The sequence below is a fragment of the Corynebacterium simulans genome (assembly GCF_001586215.1).
Lineage (GTDB): Bacteria > Actinomycetota > Actinomycetes > Mycobacteriales > Mycobacteriaceae > Corynebacterium > Corynebacterium simulans.
Genome location: NZ_CP014634.1, coordinates 1883889 through 1904186, shown reverse-complemented (window position 1 = coordinate 1904186; position 20298 = coordinate 1883889). Strand labels below are relative to the sequence as shown.

At 55.4% G+C, this 20298-nt stretch carries 9 protein-coding genes and 2 pseudogenes; 7 read left to right on the top strand and 4 right to left on the bottom strand.

Going from position 1 to position 20298, the window contains the following annotated elements:
• Window positions 1–33: 33 nt before the first annotated feature.
• The 4 genes and pseudogenes from WM42_RS13290 to WM42_RS13765 all read right to left on the bottom strand — a co-directional run bounded on the left by WM42_RS13290 (window position 34) and on the right by WM42_RS13765 (window position 2031).
• The gene (locus WM42_RS13290) at window positions 34–1197 is read right to left on the bottom strand and encodes an IS3 family transposase (protein ID WP_141744869.1); all 1164 of its coding nucleotides are present in this window, start codon (window positions 1195–1197) and stop codon (window positions 34–36) included.
• Window positions 1194–1557, bottom strand: a pseudogene (locus WM42_RS13710) (transposase). Before WM42_RS13710 ends, WM42_RS13290 begins: the two are co-directional and overlap by 4 nt.
• Window position 1558: 1 nt before the next feature.
• Entirely contained in the window at window positions 1559–1900 is a 342-nt protein-coding gene (locus tag WM42_RS08810; protein WP_082787663.1) for an IS3 family transposase, read from the bottom strand.
• Window positions 1897–2031: a hypothetical protein gene (locus WM42_RS13765; RefSeq protein WP_256364733.1), complete on the bottom strand. Its 135-nt coding sequence runs from the start codon at window positions 2029–2031 to the stop codon at window positions 1897–1899. The genes WM42_RS08810 and WM42_RS13765 overlap by 4 nt, the downstream gene beginning before the upstream one ends.
• Window positions 2032–2639: 608 nt before the next feature.
• Between WM42_RS13765 and WM42_RS13810 the strand changes: the two are divergent.
• The 7 genes and pseudogenes from WM42_RS13810 to WM42_RS08775 all read left to right on the top strand — a co-directional run.
• Window positions 2640–2810: pseudogene (locus tag WM42_RS13810) on the top strand (hypothetical protein); the annotation flags it as partial.
• A gap of 339 nt (window positions 2811–3149) precedes the next feature.
• The gene (locus tag WM42_RS13705) at window positions 3150–3749 is read left to right on the top strand and encodes a hypothetical protein (protein ID WP_235591245.1); all 600 of its coding nucleotides are present in this window, start codon (window positions 3150–3152) and stop codon (window positions 3747–3749) included.
• 42 nt (window positions 3750–3791) lie between these two features.
• Entirely contained in the window at window positions 3792–4937 is a 1146-nt protein-coding gene (locus WM42_RS08795; RefSeq protein WP_014303371.1) for a Gfo/Idh/MocA family oxidoreductase, read from the top strand.
• On the top strand, window positions 4919–10453 hold the full coding sequence (locus tag WM42_RS08790) for a non-ribosomal peptide synthetase (protein ID WP_061926059.1): 5535 nt from the start codon (window positions 4919–4921) through the stop codon (window positions 10451–10453). The genes WM42_RS08795 and WM42_RS08790 overlap by 19 nt, the downstream gene beginning before the upstream one ends.
• Window positions 10446–11054 (top strand): VOC family protein, encoded by a 609-nt coding sequence (locus WM42_RS08785; protein WP_062037230.1) that lies wholly within the window; start codon window positions 10446–10448, stop codon window positions 11052–11054. The genes WM42_RS08790 and WM42_RS08785 overlap by 8 nt, the downstream gene beginning before the upstream one ends.
• On the top strand, window positions 11051–12682 hold the full coding sequence (locus WM42_RS08780; protein ID WP_014303368.1) for an AMP-binding protein: 1632 nt from the start codon (window positions 11051–11053) through the stop codon (window positions 12680–12682). The genes WM42_RS08785 and WM42_RS08780 overlap by 4 nt, the downstream gene beginning before the upstream one ends.
• 12 nt (window positions 12683–12694) lie before the next feature.
• Window positions 12695–20266 carry a non-ribosomal peptide synthetase gene (locus WM42_RS08775; protein ID WP_062037226.1) on the top strand — a complete coding sequence of 2524 codons (7572 nt, stop codon included), beginning with the start codon at window positions 12695–12697 and terminating at the stop codon, window positions 20264–20266.
• Window positions 20267–20298 lie beyond the last annotated feature (32 nt).

Sequence of the window (20298 nt, the reverse complement as noted above, 5' to 3'; positions counted from 1 at the left end):
AAAAAAGTTCGGCGGTTTCAAGTGGTGGATGCATCACTTGAATAGTTCTTGTATCTTCTCTTCTGGTTTATACCAGTTGAGGACTTTTCTGGGGCGCCCGTTGAGAAGGTCTTGAATGTGTTGGACATCCTTGTCGGTCAGGGCACTAAAGTCGCTTCCTTCGGGCAGGAAGTCTCTGACTAGCCCGTTGGTGTTTTCGTTGGTAGGACGTTGCCACGGCGAGTGTGGATCACAGAAGTAGACTGCTAGTCCACGTGCGATGCTCAGCTTGTCTACTTGGGCTAGTTCTACGCCTTGGTCCCAGGCCAGAGTTTTAGTGATGTTGCGTATTTTGCCGGTAAACATCTCGATCAACTTATCGACAGTCGTGGCGGAATCATGAACATCTAGTTTGCGGATCATGGTGTAGCGAGTACTGCGTTCTACACAGGTTACAAGTGCAGTGGTTCCTCCTTGTCCGATGATGAGATCGCCTTCCCAATGCCCTGGAACTGCGCGGTCCTTGTCATAGGAGTCACCCACCGTCCCAGTCGACGCTGCGATACCGTGCTCAGCCAGGCGCTCGTTGTAGACGATGCTCACATATTGTGAGCCGTGGTCTGAATGGTGAATCAAGCCCGTTGTTTCTTTGGCGCACACGATCGCCTGGTTGAGCGCTTGCAGCGGCAAGGCTTCGGTGCGCATCGAATCCGACAGCGCCCATCCGACGATCCTCCGGGAGAATACATCGGTCACGAACGCGGTGTACACAAAGCCTTTCCTGGTGCGCACGTAGGTAATGTCCGCCACCCACAGCCGATGAGGGCCAGGAGCCCTAAATTCACGATTTACCAAGTCTGGGCGCAGATCAGGCACGTTAGGCTTACGGGTTGTGATAGGTGACCTGCCTTTGCCTTTGCCAGAAACACCGGCCAGGCGCATCAACCGAGCAGTTTGTTCACGACCGATATCAATTCCGTCACGGCGGAGAGCATGCCACATTTTCCGCACACCGTAGACACCGTAATTATCGCGATGAACAGCACTAATGTGTTCAATCAGCACAGCATCGCGAAGGCGACGAGCACTTAATCCACGGGCTTTAGACTGGCGGTACCCGCGCGAAGTAAGGAAGCCGCCTTCACGATGGGTGTTTAACGTCTGGCAGATGAACTCGACTGAGAAACGATTCCGATGCTCATCAATGAACCGGATCATTTCCGACGTTTCGGGTCGAGTTCGGATGCGAAAAAAGCCGAAGCGGCTTTCAACAACTCGTTGGTGTCCCGCAGCTCTTGATTTTCTCGACGCAACCGTGCGTTTTCTGCAGCAAGGTCCTCGGGCATTGATTCCACAACACGACCTTCGCGACGAGCGGCCTGCGTCCATTGCCTCGCCGTGTGCCACGAGACGCCCAGCTTTGGTGCCACGATCTTGCAGGCTGCCTGCATGGAAATGTTCTCCGCCAGGATGCGGTCTTCCACGAGACGGACCACACGGTCCTTCGCATCCTGATCAAATTTTCTCGGCATGTTCCAAATTTTCCCATCTACTCAAACGGAACAAAACCTGGGGCACTTCAAGGCTTACGCCTGGTAGTAATGCATCGACGCCGTTTGCTAAAGCCTTTTAACCCCATGGATTTCATGATGCGTGCAACTTTCTTGTGATTGATCGGGGTATACGTCGTGTCCTCCTTGAGGCTTGCGGCGATGCGTTTAGCACCATAAAGCCCGTGCTCATCATCGAAGATGGTCTTGATTCTTGCACCAATAACGGCATCAGAATACATCTTTAACCTGCGTTTTTTACGGGTGCTCACCCACTTGTAAAACGAGGAACGATTCAGCTTTAACACATCGCACATCCGCTTAACCGAGTACTCGGTTCGGTGGTCATCGACAAACTGGAAGCGGATCACCAGTGAGTCTCTTCGGCAAAATATTTCGCGGCCTTACGCAGGATGTCGCGTTCTTCGCGCAGCTTAGAGACTTCTTTTTCCAGCTGACGGATTCGCGCAGAATCATTCGCCGCTTGGGCTTGATCGTGCACGGCCTTCGTGCGGGCACGTTTGCCAGTGCCGTACTTTTTGACCCAAGAATGTAGCGAGGCACGGTTGATACCGAGCTCAGCTGATGCTGAGTTCAGCGAGAGATCCTAGTTGTTCTCATAGAGGGCTACGGCATCGCGTTTGAACTGTTCGGAGTACCTGGACATGGTGGTAGATTACCTTTCTTCCCAGCTCGACTGGGCTGGATATCAGGTGTCCACCACATGGGGGTCAGGTCCCCACCACCACCGCTGTCGCATCCTCTGTGGCGTAGAAAACCAAGAAAAACAGCCTCTACGAAACCCGGAGCTTGATACCTGCACAAGTTCATGGTCAGGGCCCTAGGTGGCTGGATGGACTGTGTGATAACGACCATCTTGCACCGTCTAGGGCCTCTTGCTATGCCACGACACCACCAAAACACCCCCTGCCTATCCTTTTGACCCGGCCCAACGACCCCTACCCCCAGCCAGGTAGCTATGTTGCTACGCACTCTAGATTGGGAAGAGCCGTTTTACCCTCTATCTATTGCAACTCATTGCCGCGCAGGGTAGCCTAACCTAAACAGGCCCTATTTGGCGTTATGTGCTCGCTAAGAAAAGGACATTGAGTGGTTCGCACAGGAGAGACGGCAAGAGTGGGGGTTCTCGGTTCGCATGGCGAAGTAGGCCGCCAAGTAGCCGCACTGTTGCGCGCTAGCGGACATATGGTGAACTGCGGGAATCGGTCTCACCACACATCAGATGAGCGCACCGCTATCGTTGACGCTCACGACGAGGAATCTGTCAACAAATTTTCCCGTGACCTTGATGTCGTCGTCAACTGCGCCGGACCGTCATGTCTTCTCAAGACCTCAGTAGCGTCGGCACTACCAGACTCAGTGGGCTATATAGACCCGTTCGGAGCCAACTCATTCGACAACTATCCCACCAACCGTCCGTGCGTGGTCAACGCCGGCGCTACCCCCGGTCTCAGCGGTCTATTACTACGCCACCTGGCGGGCCTAATCGACGACTGTCAATCGGTAACTCTCTGCACTGGTGGACGCGACCGGGGCGGGCTGTCGGGTCTGGTCGATGTGGTGCTAAGTACCCACAACTCCTACGGACATCCTGGGAAGATGATTGTCGACGGCGACCTCGTGGCTTACCAACCTGGGAGCATCCACGCTGAAGATCTGGAACCTTTCCCAAGCGATGACGGACTCATAGCAAGCCCGTTCGTCACCAACGAGCTACGCAAGATGGCCCAAGATTTCTCTATTCCGCGCCTCATAGGGGTCACGGCCATACCGGACCGGGACACCCAGCAGTTACTTTTACGTGCGCTCTCACAAACCGACATATCAGACCCAACCACGCTCATGAATTTGTGCGCAGACATAGCTGCAGCGAAGACCAAACTCGATGCCGGAAAGAACCACTGGTTTGCCATCCAAGCCACTGTCCACGGCACCCTACGGGGCCGCCCTGTTCGCGTCTCAGGCAGTGTCCACGCACCGGACTCCACCTTCATCACCGCTCTTTTTGTTGCGGAAGCGACAAAAAGCGTTATCCGCGACGAACTACTAACCGGGCCGAAATGGGGCTATGAGCTGCCGGCCCCTCAAACTGTCCTCTCGTCACTGGCCTCTTACAACGTCGACATTAAAATCGTCGGCCCTACAGCAACTACCGACGCACCTCAATGGAGTGATGACGACGATGCAGGCTTCATTTAAAAACCCCGGTATTTCGGCTCAGAACCTAGAAAGGCCCGTCGCATGAACACTGTACGCGTCGTCGTATGCGGCACAACATTTGGCCGTATATACATCAACGGGATAAAAAAGCTTGCGGATAAATTTTCGCTGGTAGCAATCCTATCTCAGGGCAGCGAACAGTCGCGCCGGCTGGCAGAGCAGCTAGGCGTACCTCTGTGTACCAAGATCGAAGATCTCCCCGCTTTTGATCTTGCCTGTGTGGTGGTCAGATCTAGCGTCGTTGGCGGTTCCGGCACGCAGCTCGCCCTAGAGTTTTTAAGCCGTGGCAAGCATGTAGTGATGGAGCACCCGATCCACAAGAAAGACTCTGTAGATTGCTACCGGATGGCAGCGAAAAATAACGTGCAGTTCAAGCTCAACACCTTCTACCGCTGGAATCCAACCATATCCCGGTACTTGGAAATCGCAACAACACTAACCAGGCAGTTCAAAATCATCCACATAGACGCCGAATGTAGCATTCACTTTCTATTCTCAACGCTCGATATCATCGGAAGGATTACCGGCGGTTTTACCCCATGGAGCTTTGATGACGACACCCAAGTTACCGGAATATTCACTACGCTCACCGGTTCGATACGCAAAACCCCGCTCTGCTTGCGCGTGGTTAATCACAACGACCCAGAAAAGCCAGACGATTTCGCTCACGTGGGGCATCGAATAACTGTTTTCACGCACGCCGGAAATCTGGTGCTCACCGAGACTGACGGAACCATCATCTGGCACCCAAACACCCCAATCCCACGAGATCAAGCTGGCTTGCTAAGCACTGCTGCCGATGATCGTTTGAGCACTCTACAGTTGCATGAGAATCTCCTTATCGAGCCGTGCGTTACCCGTGTCGCCCTCTACGACCATACCTGGCCTGCAGGCATTGCGGAGTTTCTGAACGAAGTATATGACAAGTTGGCGTGCTCCAAGAACGAAGCGCAAGAAGCCGAATACCTCCTGGCATTGTGCGCAGTCTGGGCGCGCACCGGACAATTACTGGGTCCCACATGTACCGTCCAAGCAGCTATGCATGCCGAACCACTCAGTCTCGAGAGTCTGATGTGGCCGCTGGGGGAGTCTCATACCTCCCCCATTGAGCGAAACAACCCCAACCACCGGAACACAGGAGAGATAACATGGATGTCACAGCGCTGATTAACGACCTTGAATCCCGCGGTATAGCGCTATGGGTGAACGGCGATCGACTCAACTACCGTTCACCCAAGGGTTCCTTGCGCGAGGAAGACCTCGCGGCCTTAAGGTCAAATAAGGAAAAGGTTTTGGCATGGTTGCGTGAGCGGGAGGCCGTTCCGCATGATGAGCAAGCACGGTTCGCCCCCTTCCCCATGACCGATATTCAGCGCGCATACGCAACCGGTCAGAACGAAGGCTATGATCTGGGTGGCACCGGGTGCCACAGCTACGCCGAAATACGAACGGAACGCCTTGATCGCAGCCGCCTTGAACAGGCCTGGCACGAACTCATCCAGCGCCATGACATGCTCTCTGCAGTGGTCGTTCCACCGGATTCGCTGCAGGTGGTTAAATCTCGCAGTTTGCCGGTGCTACAAGCTGTAGACCTCGCGGGCCACAACCCAGATGTCCCGGACGCCGAGTATCTTCGTCACCGCGCAAAATTGGAAAACCGTAGCTACCCGTTGGGCACCTGGCCACTGCACGAATTCCAGCTTTTGCAATTTGACGAATGCAGCATCCTACAGTTTTCGGTGGACATGATCATCGCCGACTTTGTAAGCGTGAGGGTGATGGTCGAGGAACTTCTAACTCTCTACGCAGGTAACGTTCTACCGGAACTAGAGGACACCACGTTTCGGGATATAATCACCTCCCGTAACCACCACAGCCAGAGTGCCGCTGGCTTCGCTGCACGCACCAATGCAAAAAAGTACTGGTCCGAGATCATCCCCTCGTTGTCCGGCAAACCCTTACTGCCGACGCTGACCTCAGCCGATCGCACATCCGAAATGCCGGTGCGTTTCACCCGGCGTACCTGGCGATGCTCGCCAGCAGCATGGTCAAAGCTCACCGACGCAGCAAGCACTCACGGCGTCACTCCTTCGGCGACGCTACTTACCGCCTACGCCGATGTACTGCGCCGTTGGTCCTCCACAAGTGACTTTTGCGTCAATGTCACTTCGATGAACCGAGATTCTGCCATTGCCGGAATCAACCGTATTATCGGAGACTTTACCGAGATGACCCTACATGCTTGCCATCCGCACACTGGAACCTTTAGTGAGCGCGTGCACGCAACCCAGGAGCAGCTATCCGAAGAGCTATCACACGCTGCGTATTCCGGGGTTGACGTGTTGCGCGATATAGCCCGCACTACCGGGCAGCCCGCGGTAATCCCGGTAGTATTCACCAGCGCGTTGGGTGCAGACACACCGCACAACAATGGTCCGGCCTACAACCTTGTCTCCGGCGTAAGCCGAACGCCGCAGGTATGGATTGACTGTCAGGCATTCCAGGACGGAGGCTCTTGCAACGTCAACTGGGACGTGCGAGAGGACGTCTTTGAACCGGCGTTGATCGACGACATGTGGGAGTCATTTACCGACCTACTCGATCGCCTGGTCGACGACGGTTCGGCGTGGCAGGAAACTGATTCAGTCCACTTGCCCGATAAGACGATCGCCATCCGTAACCGCATTCACAAAACCCACGTACAGCAGACCACCCGATGCCTCCACGACGGGTTTTGGGATAACGTCCAGCAGCACCCACACCAGCCAGCGCTGGTGTGTGGCGGAAAAACCTACAGCTACCAACATCTGGCTGGCTACGTCGGGGCATTACAGCATGAGCTCTCTGATGTCGGTCCCGGAGATTACATTGCCATCGTCCTAGGTAACGGAGTATGGCAAATAGCTGCCGCTGTTGCCGTGGTATCAACTGGTGCAGCCTACGTGCCGATCGATCACGAGCAACCCGCAATCCGCCAACGTTCAATGATAGAAGCGTGTCGTCCTGCCAACGTCATCACTAATTCTCATTTCTCCGAAGAAAATACCGATATCTCCAACATCAACGTCGATACTCTCAGCCCGATACAGTACAGTGGCACCATAGCCTCACCGGTTTCCCCCACCGAAACCGCCTACATCATCTTCACCTCAGGCAGCACCGGAATTCCAAAAGGTGTTGTCGTTACGCACTCGGCTGCAATGAACACCATAGATAGCGTGAACAATCTCCTCGGCCGAAATAAAAGACGCACGGTATTGGGGGTATCGAAGTTATCCTTTGACTTATCCGTGTATGACATCTTCGGTACCTTCGCAAGCGGTGGCACTTTGGTCCTGCCGTTAGACGAGGAATCGCGAAACCCCAGCAAATGGATCGATTTCCTTGTTGATAACAACGTCGATACCTGGAACTCTGTTCCTGCACTGTTCCAAATGCTTGTGCGAGAGGTAGAGGTGACCCGTCACCCGAACATCCTCAGCCTAGACCTGGTTATGCTGTCCGGAGACAGGATCCCGGGCACTCTCCCAGCGCATGCTGCACCCCACTTCCCTAATGCTGAACTCATCAGCCTCGGCGGCGCCACGGAGGGCGGAATATGGTCGATTTTCCACCCGATGACCTGTCACACAAATGAAACTAGCATACCATATGGTACCGCGTTACCCAACCAAGGAATGTGGGTGCTCGACGAGGCCTGCAATGAGTGTCCGGACTGGGTGCGAGGGCAAATCCATATTTCCGGGGAAAGCCTAGCCACCGGTTACCTCAACGATCCAACCTCCACAGCAGAGAAATTTTTCTTTTCCGAAAAGCATGGCACACGTATGTACGCTACCGGGGATATAGGAAGCTACCGCCCAGACGGCGTAATCGAGTTTCACGGCCGTCGGGACAATCAACTAAAAATCAACGGCTATCGAGTGGAAACCGGCGAGATAGAAGGAGTCCTCGAATCCAACGACTTCGTCGAACGCGCTATAGTACTCACCCAGGAAACCAGTGACCCAATTAAACTACATGCTTTCGTCACTGATGCACAGAGCGACAAAGATGAGCTCAAGGATGCTGGGCAAATCAGAAACTCGGAGCTCCGTACAATGCTTGAGCAGCGCTGGACACCTGCAGATACGAGCCTTGACACGGGAATATTTGCCACATGGATGCGGCTGGGAAACGAAGCCGCGATGGCTGCTTTGCTCGCGGCTTTCCAACAAGCCGGTGTTTTCCTCGTTGCAGGAAAATACCACACTCTTACGGAAATCACCGCGGCGATCCATCCCTCCGAAGAGTATCGCGAACTCATAACCCGTTGGCTCAATATTCTGACTGGAGAAGGCTTAGCCACTAAGGATGATGAGGGTTGGACTGTCAGCCAACAGACCCTGGACTTCTTCGTGTTCGGAGAGGCCTGGGATCAGTTCGGCAACATGGAAGCGGAAATCAATAACAGTAAGGAATTATTCAATTACCAACGGCACGCAGCTGAGGCGCTTCTTTCCCAGTTGCGCGGAGAGATCAGTCCCACCGAGGTGTTCTTCCCGGAGGGAGATACCCATAACGCCCGCACCATTTACGGCGAAAACCGCATTAGCAAGGCGATGAATGCTGCGGCCGCAGAGGCAGTGATCGGCATTGCCGAGCACCACGCTGATCATCCGGTAAGGATCCTCGAGGTCGGCGCTGGCATAGGTGCTACGACGGAAAAAATTGTTAGCCGACTCCCCGAGAACGTAATCGAATACCGCTTCACCGATATTTCGACATTCTTCCTACATAAAGCCCAAAAAATGTTCGCGCATTGTGATGCCATGACCTATGGCCTGTTTGATATGAACTCAGACTGCACATCGCAAGATGTAGAGTTCGGCGGTTACGACATCATTTTGTGCGCCAACGTACTGCATAATTCAGTAAATATCGAGGAGTCATTCACCCGCTTAAAGCAGCTGCGCCGCCCCGGGGGCGTGATCGTCATAGTAGAGCCGATCACTGAACTTTACGCAGCCCTTATCTCGGTGTCCATCAAGATGAATCTGGTTGATTTCACGGACCACCGTGCGGAATCACACAAGGTGTTCATCGAGGACGCGCAGTGGGATCAGGTCTTCAGGGATACCCAGATGCACCGCATCGCGGAGTACCCAAACACTAGTGACCCGTTGCGCGAATGCGGGCAACGACTCATCATCGTTGGTGCCGATGACGACGATGTCCCCACGCTCAACAGTGAAGACATTCTGGGCTACCTGCGTGCTCACCTACCGGGTTACATGGTTCCGGCTTCCGTCAATGTACTACCGGAATTGCCGTTAACCTCAAATGGCAAGGTAGACCGCAAGGCCCTAGCGCAACTCTGCTTAGAACCGGTGGGAAGCCCCAACAACCGGATCGATCCTCCACGCAACGAAACGGAAGAGCAGATAGCGACTATCTGGCGCGATGTCCTCGACACCACGGAGGTTGGGCGCAATGATGACTTCTATGCGCTTGGGGGTGACTCACTGCTCATGGCCGAAACGGTAACCCGGCTCCGCCAAGAAATACCTGGCCTACAGCAGCACACGTGGGACGCCCTTATGCGTGGCGTACTCAAGGTGCCAACCATCGCAGGCATTTCCGCGCTAGCACAGGCTGCAGGAAGTAGCTGTCAACCCGAAGCATTAAAAGCCGTTAATTCTGCTAATCATACCTCCCCTGAACTGACTGCTCTGTCTACTGTAGCCAGTGGCTCTCCAACTGGGTCTTCAAATCTGCATGTATACCGATTGCCGAAGGACGCAATGTTCTGCCGCGTGATGATCCACGCTGGCACTGGCCGCCTGAAGGACTACGAGTTCTTGATGCCCGAACTGCTTCAACGCCAGCCAGAGATTGCCCACGTTGGTTTTACCGCTGGTGACGCAGATCGATTCCTGGACTACACAACCCGTACGCTGATCAGGGATCTGGCCCAGAGCTACGCCCAGGAACTTGATGAGTTGGATATGGAATCTTATCAGTTGGTCGGCTACTGCATTGGCGGTATGTTAGCGCTGGAGACCGCGAAGGCGCTCACCGAACTCGGCCGCGACGTGCGCCAGGTAACTTGCATCAGCACCCACCAGTGCCCGCACCGGGTCACTAATGAACTGCTGTGTGAGCTCGCCTATGGGTGCATTTTCAACGCTGACCTAAGTGCAATGGGGGCGAACTTCGACCTCAAAACCCTCGCAGCAGCCCTGGAGCACACCCTTGATGGCATCAACCGCAATATCAGTGACGAAGAACTGTGTACCCTTGAAGGCCCATACGCAGATATCGGGGAATTCTTCCAAAAGATGGCGGTGTTGAGTCCCAGGGCGCGCCGCAAACTCATCTACCGAAGCATCCGTGAATTCGACACAGACTCCGAGTCCACTCGCGGGATGCTGGACATCCTATACGATGTCTTCCGGCATTCGTTACTCGGAACCATCGACTACGTCCCCGATGTCTATTTCGGTGATGTAGTCGTACTGCAGCCTACCGAAGGTGTAACTGGTTTTTACCCGAGCCTAGGCGGAGACATCGATTGGCCAGCGACCGTGCTCGGCAACCTGCAGATACATGCCGTGGCCGGTTCTCATGCCACCTGCCTGCTACAGGAGAACGTACCCTCACTACTTCCGTTCTTCACGGAGAGGGAACAACGAAATGGCTAATGTGGGACACATTATCTATAAAGCAGACGACCTAGAGAACTCAATTAATTACTTCCGTTCGCGCGGCTTTGACGTTGAACCAGGACAACAGAAAAACGCTGCAAGCGCGCTTATTTATTTCTGCGAGGGTCCCTACCTGGAGATACGAGAGCGAGCCGACGTACCACCGTTTTTCCGCCAACTTTTACACCTTACTGGCAATGGAAAATTCGTCGACTCCTATGACAGATTCTCCACCATGTCACAGGGGTACTCACGGGTGGTACTGGAGGCGCAGCGCAAGGAATTTGACCACATAAAGGAGATTTTTGATTCTCATCAAACCAAGAGCCTGACAATCCCGTTCTCCCGCAAGGATCCCGCTGGCAGACGGCTCGCCTGCTGGTGTCTGTCACCCGACGACTGGGCGATCCCGCTTTTCGTGACCCCCTTTGCCATTGATACCCATCGCAGCACCCCGCATCCTAACGGGATTACCCACATAACCGACATCGATTTTGCGGCCAGTGAGAAGACATTAAGCATTTGTAAGCACGTTGGTGTCGACGGCGGCCTCACCTGCCGTTCCGGCACAGGCACGATTGATTTGGAGTTTGCATGAGAGGGCGCGATATCGACCGCAACAGTGTGTTGAAGCATTACGAAGGCACCGGCCACCTGGCCCGAAAAAGCCTGTGCCAGGAACTGTTCGAATCATCCGAGATTTATTCGGACCATGTAGCTGTCATCGCTGACGACGCACACCTGACCTACGCACAACTCGAGCAATCACTTTGTGTGTTCACCGAGGAGCTACGAGAAAGCGGCCTCTCGCCAGGAGACCACGTGCTACTGCAACTGCCAAACACCGCAGCGTATGTGGTGACTCTGCTTGCGCTGATGCGCGTGGGTGCTATCCCAACCCTGCTGCTTCCCGCGCATAGAGAGGCCGAAGTTGCAGCGTTGTGTGAGTCTTTACACCCAGTTGCTTATATCGGTGGCCGCGACCATCTCGGTTTTGACACCGTAGCCATGGTAGAGGCTATGGGACCCGGCGAGCTCGGACTCAAAGAACTGTGGGCCGATAACGGACCCACGCACGACAAGGAGTCCTCGTACCGAGTTCTGCCAGGTCTCTTCACTGCCCCGATTTCTACCAAATGTTCTCCGCCTACTAAGTGGCCGGATCCACGCAGCGTTGCGCTGAATCTTTTGTCTGGCGGAACCACGAACATGCCAAAAATAATTCCCCGGGTACATGAGGCGTATGCATATAACACCCGTGCGGCGGCACAGTGCTGCGGCGTCGGGCCAGATACGGTATACTTGGCGGTTCTATCTACCTCTCATGATTTCGCCTTAGCTCAGCCCGGGATTCTGGGCACCTTGCTTTCGGGCGGCACTGTGGTTCTGTGCACCAGCGCAGCCTTCGATGAGGCGTTTCCGGCCATTGCGACCCACGGGGTCACGCTGACTGCACTAGTTCCTGCGGTAGCCCAGGTGTGGGTGGAGGCCGCAGAGTGGTTTCCCGCAGATTTCTCTTCCTTGGAGCGAATTATCATTGGCGCAGCGGCGCTTAACGACGGCTTAGGTGAGGCAATACAGGATCGTTTCGGTGTGCGTATCCACCAGGGTTATGGCATGGGTGAAGGCATCACTACGTTCACGCGTATTGATGACCCTCCAGCGGTGATTCTTGGCACGCAAGGTCGTCCCATCTCTGATGCTGACGAGTTGGTAATCGATGGCCCGGGAGGCGAGCCGGGAGAGATACTAGAAAAGGGCCCTTATACTTTCTTCGGCTACGAAGGAAACCGCGATACCCCGGACTGTTTCACCGAGGATGGTTTCTTCCGCACCGGTGACCGTGGCTACCTTACCGAGGACGGCAACCTGGTGCTGTGCGGGCGCGTGGTTGAACAGATCAATCGCCTGGGCGAAAACGTCTCCCCTTCTGAGGTCGAGACACTCTTGTCTGGAACTCCAGGCATTAGTGCTGCAGCCGTCTTCCCAATGCCAGATAGAGCACTGGGAGAGCGCACCGTTGCAGCCATCGTCGCCCAACCAGGCGTTAACCGCTCCGCCATTCTGGATGATTTCCTCACCCGAGGCGTAGCCCGATACAAGGTGCCGGACCAGGTGATCACTGTCGACGAAATTCCACTGATCAACATCGGCAAGGTCGACAAGAAAAAGCTGCGTGCTCTCGCGGCAGCGCAATTTACTGACCGTGAATCCGAACAAAGCTGAGAGGACAAGACCATGATCAAAGAGGAACAAATTCGCGAAGAACTCCTCGCCTCGCTCCACCAGATCCTCGGCGAAGATGCCGAAATCGGCATCGACGACAACCTGCTCTCCCACGGCCTGGAGTCACTTCCAACAGTCCGTCTGCTCGCTGATTGGATGAAACAGGGACACCGCGTCTCCTTTGGAGATTTCATGCGCGCCCCAACGGTAAGGCAGTGGGCGAAGATGCTTGTAGAATCCACACCAAACCACAGCACTGACGCCATTGAGTCCCCCAAAGATGGGTTTGCCGCTCCCATCGACGATTCCGTACCCTTTGACCTCACAGATGTCCAATACGCCTATTGGATTGGCCGCAATTCCTCGCAGCAACTGGGCGGGGTGGGCACCCACGGCTACGTAGAGGTCGAATCCCGCAGTATCAATATCGACCGATTGCAACAAAGCTGGCTGACGCTGCTACGTTCCCACCCGATGTTGCGCGCCTGCTACACCGAAGATGGCAAGCAATATGTGCTGCCAGAGCCGCCCCACCCCACCATCCTCGTTCATGACCTCACCAAGATGGACGAGTCCACGCGCGAAGAAGCTCTGCTATCCACGCGCGAACGCCTTTCGCACCGACTGTTGGACATAGCTACCGGCCATGTGGTATCTTTAGAAGTCAGCCTCCTCCCTCAGGATGTAGCAGTTATTCACTTCGATATCGACCTGCTTGTGTGCGATGTGCAGAGTTTCCAAATTATCTTGCACGACCTCGCCCACCATTACGCCACCGGTGAAGCCCCCGACGCCGACCCGTCGTGGAGTTTCGCTCGCTACCTCGCTGGACACGCTCGCGAAGGCGTCGCCGATATCGACCGTGACCAGGCATACTGGCGCAATCGCCTCTCCGAGTTGCCGGGTGCCCCAACCTTGCCGATGAGCCACGGCACCAACGAGGAACAAGCACACCGGTTTGTACGCCGCAGTCGATCATTCGATTCGGCAACTTGGTCGCGCTTGCGTGAGGTGTGTGAACACCACGCTACTACCCCAGCAATGGTGTTGCTGACCGCCTACGCCCGCACCATCGGCCAATGGAGCGAGAATAAAAAATTCCTCATGGCCGTACCTCTGTTCAACCGCGGTTCAGACACAGCGATAAAGAATGTCGTCGCAGACTTTACCGCCCTGACACTCACCAGTATCGATCAGTCCACACGCCGCACTTTCAGCGAGGACCTCAAGGATATACAGGCCTCTTTCTATGAGGATTCGTCACATTCACAGTATTCGGCGGTGCGGGTGCTGCGAGACCTACGTGCTTCCAGAGGTGAGCAAGTTTTGGCTCCCGTGGTGTTCTCCTGCAACCTGGGAGACCCACTGGTTGGCCAAGAGTTTATAGATACCTTCGGAGAGATTAGCTACATGATCTCCCAGACCCCCCAGGTGTGGATTGACCTCCAAGTCTTCACCACCGTCAACGGCTTCCTAATCGTCTGCGACGCAGTTGAACAGTTGTTCCCCGAGAAGATGCTGGACGATCTCTTCGCCACCCTAGTGATGGAGATTGACAAGGCAATCACCGACGATCTCTCGCATTCAGACCCGGTAGAGAGCCCAGGAGCGCAGGCCCGTCGAGCGTCACGTGCCGAAGTTGCCTCTTGGCGGCTGCCTGACACCACCCTTGTCGATGAGGTGATTGCCGCTGCACGGTGCCACCCCCAGGCCACGGCCATTCGCAGTGCAAGCGGCGACGTTATTACCTACCAAGATTTGGAAGAGCAAGCCACCACCATCGCCTCTGCTTTGGTGAATTCCGGGGTTGGGCGAGGCGCTTTGATTGCAGTGATGGTGGAGCGTGGTCCTCGCCAGATTATTGGTGCGCTAGCCGCGATGATGGCGGGCGGAGCATATGTACCGGTGAGTCTACAGCAACCGGAATCTCGTATTGCCGCTCTCTTGGGGGCAAGCCAAGTAACGCATCTGATTACTGACCGACCCGATAAGGTTCTGAGCGAAACTGCAGTTCAGGTAGTAGATTTCACGAGCGCTACCGGCACAGCCAATCTTCCGCAGCTGCATCCACAAGACCCAGCCTATGTAATCTACACCTCTGGGACCACTGGAACACCAAAAGGAGTCGAGATTTGCCACGGTGCTGCATGGAACACCATTAGCGAGATCAACCGTCGCCTGGGCGTTGGTCCGACAGACCGCCTACTAAGCGTATCTTCCTTTGATTTCGATCTCTCGGTGTACGACGCCTTCGGGCTCCTTTCTGCTGGCGGCGAACTGGTAACCATCCCAGATGATGCGCGCCGCGACGCCAAGAAGTGGGTATCGCTGGTGGATAGTTTAGGCATAACTATCTGGAATTCGGTGCCTACTTTGTTTGAGATGCTTTTATCTGCGGCTGATCGGACACCGGGCAAGCTCAGCAGCATACGCCATGTTCTGCTATCTGGCGACTGGATTGATACCAGCCTGCCTGAGCGCATGCGCACGGTTACCCCGCAGGCACACCTATTAGCTATGGGCGGTGCGACGGAGGCATCTATCTGGTCCAATGGTCTCGACCTCGATGTAGTGTCACCCGAGTGGACCTCAATTCCCTATGGTCGGCCGCTTGCCAAACAGATGTACCGGGTGGTGTCCAGCAATGGCCAGGACTGTCCCGATTATTCTGTGGGGGAGCTGTGGATTGGCGGCCTGGGCGTAGCTACACAATATGTCGGCGACCCCGGACTCACCGAAACTAAGTTCGTAATCTCGGAGGACTCACGTTGGTACCGCACAGGCGATATGGGCCGGTTCTGGGCCGATGGGACGATCGAGTTTTTAGGCCGCTCGGATAACCAAGTCAAAGTTCGTGGCCACCGCATCGAACTCGGCGAGATCGAGTCCGCGTGTGAAGCGTTGCTGCCAATAGAGCGTGCCGTGTGTATCACGCACCAAGGTGCATCATCGTCACCATCTTTGGTTACGTTTGCTCAGTTCACACCGTCACATGTTGCCCGAACTACTCCGGAGCAGTTTGCGACGTCATTGCGCGCCAAAGTCAACGACGTGCTGACCGAGGGCGACATCCGCACGTCCGTCGAGCACGATGAGCATTTACAGACCGCATATGCCTTCTCAGTGATGCGACGCTGGGAGGAGCAACTCACCGGCGTGGGGACCCCAAACCACCTCCGCGAACACCGTAATCGCTGGCAGACATGGCTAGGCAAAGCAGATGAACACCCGGCTACCGCAGACTTGCTTCTAGACGACGAGTCGTTCGGCGCGTTAGAGCGTTTTGTCACCCCCTTCGAGCAAGCCTTCGTAATGGCGGAGAAGCAGCGCAGTATCGCTGAGTTCATCCAAAGCCCAGATTCGATGTCGGTGGAGCAATTCCTCGCAACCCGTCCGTTGGGTCGGTTGGTTCACCGGGTCCTCGGCGCGGTTGTGCGTGAATGCAGTACCCACTCAACCAGCGAGCTCAAGATTCTTGAGATCGGGTCACGCCGGCCCGAGGCCTCTGCGGACTACGCGGCTATCGCGGGGACGAGCGCATACGTGCTCGCTGATCCCTATCGTCATCACCTCGAACATGCCGGACAACGTGTTGGTAACACCTTCACGTACCGCCAGCTCGGAGTCACTAGCACGCCCCAACCGATTCCTGGGGAGGCAGTGACGAAGGCGGACTTGGTGCTGTGCAACCAGACGCTGCACCAGAGCGAGGACATCGAGAAAACGCTCTGTGAGGCCTGGGGCCTCAGCGCCCCTGGAGCAACGATGGTGGTGGTAGAGCCCACTGCCCCCTCCCCGATGTCCGATATCACCGCCGCATTTATTGCCAACAATACCACGGACGCTCGGGCCGAAACCGGTACAGTACTACTCAGCGCCCGCAGCTGGAAAGAAATCCTGCAGCGCACTGGGTGGAAACCTGTAGAGCATGTAGAGATCACTAAAACGACGGCGCTTATCATCGCCGAACGCGCTAGTTCCAACGAATCGGTCACACTATGCGATTCTGACTATGCCAAGGCTACAAACCTACTGGCCACCCGCCTTCCGGAGTACATGCTACCGAAACGCATCCTGGAGCTAGCGAAGTTTCCACTCACCAGCAACGGCAAGATTGACCGCAAAGCGCTCACAGCATTAGTGCCGGAATACTTCGACAACGAGCCCGCTGTCACCGAACTTCCGCACACCGCCACCGAGAAACGGCTCATCGATATCTGGGATGAGCTGCTGCACACCAGCTCCAACGTGAACTCAGACTACTTTCGCTTGGGTGGTGACTCTCTCACAGCAACACGCCTGCGCCGTACCATCGAACAGTGTTTTGGCGTGGAATTTCCGTTAGAGAATATCTTTGACGTTCCGTTGCTGCGCGACATGGCCGCCCGAATTGACCAGATAGCCGAAGTCCCCCACCAGCAATCGGATCTTCCCAAGATTGTTCACGGGTCTGAACAGTACGCTCCGTTCCCGCTGACTGAGGTGCAGCAGTCCTATCTCATCGGCAGCTCTGGAGCCATCGAACTCGGCGACGTTTCCAGCCACTGTTACTTTGAAATGTCCACTGCCTGCCTAGACCCGGAGCGAGTGGAAGACGCGTTCAATGCCCTGATTAAACGCCATCCCATGCTGCGCACCGTCGTGTGTGAGGACGGATTGAGTCAGCGTGTGTTGCCCGAAGTACCACGCTACCGCATTGCCCTCATTCGCTCCGGCAACGCCGACAATGAGGATACTCTCGATGAAATCCGAGAGGAAATGTCCCGCCAGAAGTTTGATCCCACTCAGTGGCCATGCTTTGACGTGCGCTACGTAGCCGAGCCCGACGCGGGTCGACTGCTTTTAAGTTTCGATAACTTGTTTATCGACGGCTGGAGCATGTTCCACATTTTCCGTGAGTGGAAGCAGGCCTACGACCACGGCGTAGACAGTCTCGATCCGGCAATCCCCTATTCATTTAAAGACTATGTCGAAGCCACGATTGAACTGTCACACAGCGACATCCATAAGCGTGACCAAGCCTATTGGGAATCGGCAGTGGATACTATTTATCCTGCACCGCAGTTGCCGGTGACCGACACAAACGGCGCTAATACCTCGCAGTTTTGCCGCCACCACGCCCTGGTGGACGCTGCGAAGTGGCGCCGGATTAAGCAACGGGTACGTGAGGAGGGGATGACCGAAGCCGTATTCCTAGCCGAGGTATACGCCGAAGTCCTAGCGAGGTACAGCGATGAGCCGCGACTTAGCATCAACCTGACCCGGTTCGACCGCACTCGGTTCGCCCCCGAGGTTGACCACATAGTTGGCGACTTCACCAGCCTATCTATTCTCAGCGTGGATACCCAGTGTGCACCATCGTTCCGGGACCGCGCTGCAGCGCTACACAGGCGCATGTTCAGCAATCTCGATCACGGCAGTGTCTCCGGCGTGTCGGTGCAGCGAATGCTTACTAAGCAACGCGGTGCTCGGGTAACCATGCCGGTGGTCTTCACGTGTGGCCTGGGCGTCGTGGAGCACCCCGAGTCAGATCAGAGTCCTTACCTGGGCGTAATCGATCATGGCCTATCGCAGACGCCACAGGTATGGATGGACCTCCAGGTCTATGAACACGATGGTGGCCTGATGCTGAATATGGACGCGGTCGAGGCGATCTTCCCCGACGACATGGTGGCGGAGCTTTTCACCAGCCTTACAGCCACTCTCTCGCACCTCGCAGAGTCCCCTGAACTCTGGAACGCGCCCACCAGTACCATAGCTCCGACGACCAACGCGCCCACCGCAGATCGAATCAACGACACAGACCGGGAACTCCCCGGAGCGGATAAGAGCCTACTGGGGCTGTATCAGAAGGGACTTGCCGAGCATGGTGACAACCTCGCGGTGATAGACGCCACCACGCAATGGACATACGAGCAACTCAATGAGCAGTCGGATAAGTGGGCCCAGCTTATTGCTGCAACTGACCCGGCGCCTGGTGATCTCGTTGGCATCATGATGGAAAAGTCCGCACAACAGATCGCAGCGGTACTAGGCGCAATGAAGGCCGGATGCGCCTACTTGCCGCTGAGCGTGGACCAACCGGTGGGGCGTAACACTTCCATCATCAACGATGCGGGTGCATCCATTGTTGCGATGGACCATCCGGACGATGATTTCGCTGCGTTAGCCGAGCACTGCACAGTCATCACTCTGGCCGATGTCGCCCGGCATCGGCCAGGTGACCAGGCCTTAAGCGAATCGAGTCCGACACCCAGCTCGCTTGCGTACGTCATCTACACGTCTGGTACGACGGGCACTCCCAAAGGAGTAGCCATCACCCACGAGTCGGCGGTCAATACGATTGTCGATGTCAACGAACGCCTCGGGGTGACTCCGACCGACCGGATATTGGGGATTTCAGAGCTAAACTTCGATCTATCGGTATACGACATCTTCGGGATGTTCGCGCGGGGTGCTACCTTGGTGTTGCCATCTCCAGCAGACAAACGTGATCCGCAGTGCTGGGCAGATGCCGTAACTACGCACTCGGTGACGCTGTGGAACTCTGTGCCAGCACTTTTTTCGATGTACGTGGAACACCTCCGCGAACGGAGCCTCATTGGTTCCTCCGTACGGTCGGCACTACTCAGCGGAGATTGGATACCTGTAAATATCGCTTACCAGGTCAGCACCCTCTTCCGGGACTGCACAGTTTTCGCTGCTGGGGGTGCTACCGAGGCATCGATATGGTCAAACTGGTACGAGGTAGGCGTCGATGATGCCTCGCGTACCAGCATTCCCTATGGAACGCCGCTGGCAAATCAGCGAATGTACATCCTCGATGAGGCCCTGAACCCCCGACCCACGCATGTGCCGGGAGACCTTTACATTGCCGGACGTGGCCTGGCCATGGGGTACTGGAAGGACCCAGAGAAGACCGCAGCATCATTCATCACCCACCCCCGCACCGGCGAACGAATGTACCGCACGGGCGACAAGGCCCTCTACAATCACCTTGGTCACATCATCTTCCTGGGGCGCGAGGACGGTCAGGTTAAGGTCAACGGCTACCGCATCGAACTCGGTGAGATCGAGTCAACAGCACGAAAATTCAACGAACTCCGCGATTGCGTCGCTGTCAACGACCATGGCATTGTTCTCTACGTTGTTACGCATGAGGGCTTTAACATGGCAGCACTCAATAACCACCTCGCCGAGTCTCTCCCTGCCTATATGCGTCCACGCGTGATATCACGCATTGATGGGCTACCACGGTCTTGGAACGGCAAGATTGATCGCAAGAGTTTAGAAGGAAAAACCTTTGAACAACCACAAACAAGGGAACGCTCTCGTAATCACCGAGATTCGGGTATCGTTACCATCTTGCAAGAACTCCTCGGGCCCAAGGAGATCAGCATCGACGATGACTTCTTCACCATCGGTGCCGACTCGCTCACGGCCGTGCGGCTTACTAACTCGATTCGTCGAGAAATGTCAGTAGAGATCTCCATACGTGACGTATTCAACCATCCAACGGTCCGAGAATTGTCCGACCTGATCGCCAACATCGTCGGCAGCGACGTAGAAGAAGGCGAAATTTAGAGTTCATGCCACACCTGTTTCACTCACCTGAC

Coding starts and splice junctions, on each gene's coding strand:
- WM42_RS13290 (WP_141744869.1), bottom strand. CDS start 1,197: ATGATCCGGTTCATTGATGAGCATCGGAATCGTTTCTCAGTCGAGTTC.
- WM42_RS13705 (WP_235591245.1), top strand. CDS start 3,150: ATGATTGTCGACGGCGACCTCGTGGCTTACCAACCTGGGAGCATCCAC.
- WM42_RS08795 (WP_014303371.1), top strand. CDS start 3,792: ATGAACACTGTACGCGTCGTCGTATGCGGCACAACATTTGGCCGTATA.
- WM42_RS08790 (WP_061926059.1), top strand. CDS start 4,919: ATGGATGTCACAGCGCTGATTAACGACCTTGAATCCCGCGGTATAGCG.
- WM42_RS08785 (WP_062037230.1), top strand. CDS start 10,446: ATGGCTAATGTGGGACACATTATCTATAAAGCAGACGACCTAGAGAAC.
- WM42_RS08780 (WP_014303368.1), top strand. CDS start 11,051: ATGAGAGGGCGCGATATCGACCGCAACAGTGTGTTGAAGCATTACGAA.
- WM42_RS08775 (WP_062037226.1), top strand. CDS start 12,695: ATGATCAAAGAGGAACAAATTCGCGAAGAACTCCTCGCCTCGCTCCAC.